Annotated in this window: 2 protein-coding genes; both read right to left on the bottom strand. The window is 66.2% G+C overall.

What is annotated here, in order from left to right; all coding sequences use genetic code 11:
* Positions 1–2,285 (bottom strand): dockerin (locus G3N96_RS38275; RefSeq protein ID WP_206140450.1); only part of this gene is annotated, 2,285 nt, incomplete at its 3' end.
* 56 nt (positions 2,286–2,341) lie between these two features.
* Positions 2,342–2,728 (bottom strand): LamG domain-containing protein (locus G3N96_RS38270; RefSeq protein WP_206140449.1); only part of this gene is annotated, 387 nt, incomplete at its 5' end.

Below are 2,728 nucleotides of genomic sequence, written 5' to 3'. Positions count from 1 at the left end.
TACGTGTTCCAGTCGCCGGCCATCACGCCCGAGCCGCCGAATTGGTGCGCGTCATCGTTGAAGCGCGCCCACGTTGCACCCCCGTCGTCGGAATGGTAAATGCCCCAGACGCCATTCAATGTGCCTTCCACATAAACCGCGGCCGAGTACGGCGAACCGGCCGGTGCCCTGCCCAAGGCAATCACGGTGGCGCCCGGCGTGCCATTGGTCGATGCAAAGACACCGAGCTTCGTCCAGGTCGCCCCCGAGTCCACCGAGTGGTACACGGCCGTGCCGTCGGCCAGCCAGAGATCACCCTCCGCGTTCGGATTGACCACCATCGACGTATCCCCCCACGCATTCCAGGCCAGGTTCGCGTTCACCGAACCCTGGCTGAGCGCGAACGTGTGGCCACCGTCGCTCGAGACGTAGATCTTGCCGCGCTGCCAGCTCCACGGTGCGCCGCCGGAGTCGTACGCATAGACCTTGTTCGGGTTCTTGCGGTCCGCGGCCAGGCGGTAGGCACGCGGGAAGCCGTTCCAGGTGGCACTGAACGCCGGCAGGTTGGTCGCCGTCCAGCTGGCGCCATTGTTTGTCGTGTACGACGGCACCGAGTCCGGCGGTGCCCAGGTCACGTTGTTGCGGGACGGGACGACCAGGTTGCCCACGTTGCTCTGGCTTGCCGCTGCGCCGTCGGGCAGCGACGCGAACGTCGACCAGCTATTGCCGCTGTCGCCGGACCAGAAGCCCCTGGTCGCATGGCCGTTGGCGTTGTCGACGCCCGCGGCGGCGATGTACGTCGGATCGGACCACGACATGTCGGCCGAATTGCCGCTGCTCCACGTGTTCAACGGGCCTTTCGTCGGCCTCGTCGAGAGATCCGTATTGACCCACGTGCCGATGTCGCCGGCGCTGTTGATGAAGTTGTACGACGCGCCGGGCGGCGCCGTGACGAGCGCCAGCGTCACGGTTTCCTCGAGGTTGTCGACCTTGGGACGCCAGGTTGGCGTGGGCGACGAGGCGCTCATGGTTTCGCAGATGCCGCCGCCGTGGACGTGCATGACGTGATCGCGATTGGCCGGGTCGATGGCGACGCTCTCGACCCAGCCGGCGCAGCCCCCCGTGGCAGTGCCGGTGTGCGGCATGCCGGCCTCGATTTCGCGCCACGTACTGCCGCCGTCGTCGGATAGCTGGATGGTCTTGCTGGTGTCGCTCCAGCCGGTCATGCCCAGTGCGATGCGGGCGGACGCGCCCAGACCGGAGACGGACAGGCCGCCAAAGCCGTTGCTGCTGGAGCTGTTGAGCAGCGTCCAGTTGCCGTTGTTACTTCCGCCGAACTTGTAGAGATAGCTCGGACCACCGATGCCCTGGCCGACGCCCGCGTTGAACACCACGTAGAAGTTGCCGTCGGACGTGCGCACGACGTGCGGGATGTAGTAGCCGGACACCGTCGGGGGGACGGGCACCGGCGTCCACGAGAAGCCGCCGTTGGTGGACTTGTACAGGGTCGACGTCAGGCCCGCCGCGTTGGCGTAGTCCGGGGCGACGGTGGCCCACATGATCCAGGTCGGCTGGCCGCCGCCCTTGCCCGACGTGTCGAAGATGACCTGCTCGACGCCCAACGGGGAGCTGCCGCCGCTGATCGTGGTGGAGGACAGACCCGTGACCTGCGCCCAGGTGCGGCCGGAATCGGCACTCTTCCACAGGCCGGCCGTGCGCGATCCGTAGAACAGCGTCGAGGGATTGTTCGGGTCGACCTGCAGGCGCTCGCCCGTGGCGCGGCCGTTGTCGTTGCCGCCCACCGGGAACGGCAGGTCGTAGTGCGTCCAGGTGTCGCCGCGGTTGCTCGAGATGTAGATGCGGCCGTTGTGACCCTGCGTCACGGTAATGCCGGTCATCATGTAAACGAGCTGATCGTTGTTCGGGTCGAGCGCAAGGCTTTCGACGCCGTGGAAATCACCCTCGCCTGAGCCGAAACCGATGCCGTCGGTGATGGGCGTCCACGTCGAGTTGGTCGCGTTCCAGCGATACGCGCCGCCGACGTCGGTGCGTGCGTACAGCAGGCTCGCGTTGGCTGGATGGTAGATCAGGCCGGTGACGTAGCCGCCGCCGCCCCACTTGACGCTGGTCCAGCTGGCCGCCGGCAGGTTGCTGCCGCTGCCATTTCCGCCGACCTGACTACGATTGGCGGCGACATTGGCACCCGCATGGGTCACGCCTGTCGCGCTGTCGGATCCGCCATCACAGCCCCATAACGTACACGCCATCGCCGCAGCGGCAATCCATCGTTGAGAAAACACGGTCATCAGAAGTCCTTAAGGAAAGAGGTCCATTGCAGGGCCCGTCGTCGGGCCCTGCGTGATCAATTCGTCATGAGCGATGCAATCTGCGCAGCGCCGAGCGCACCGCGATAGATACGGAAATCGTCGATCAGGCCGCGGAACGTGGCGTCGGCACTGTATTGCGATTTGCCCAGCCAGTTCTGCGTGGTAGGGCCAAGGCGGAACGGCGCCTGGAACATCGCCGTGTTGGTACTGACGGGCGTGCCGTCCACGTATATCGTGCCGGTCGAACCCGATAGCGTGACGGCCACATGCACCCATCGCTTGCTCGGCAGCTCGGTGGGGGCGTCGATGATCTGTTCCGGAGGGCCGTCACCGGGGCCGTTGGCCGTCATCGCGAAGCGCATGCCGGCCCAGCCGTTGCGCAACTGTGCGCGCGGCGTGAACATCATGTAGCGGTGGAAGCC

Origin of the sequence: Burkholderia sp. Se-20373, from assembly GCF_017104705.1 — a bacterium.
In the GTDB taxonomy this organism is placed as follows: Bacteria; Pseudomonadota; Gammaproteobacteria; order Burkholderiales; family Burkholderiaceae; genus Burkholderia.
This window is presented reverse-complemented; position numbering and strand designations above follow the sequence as displayed.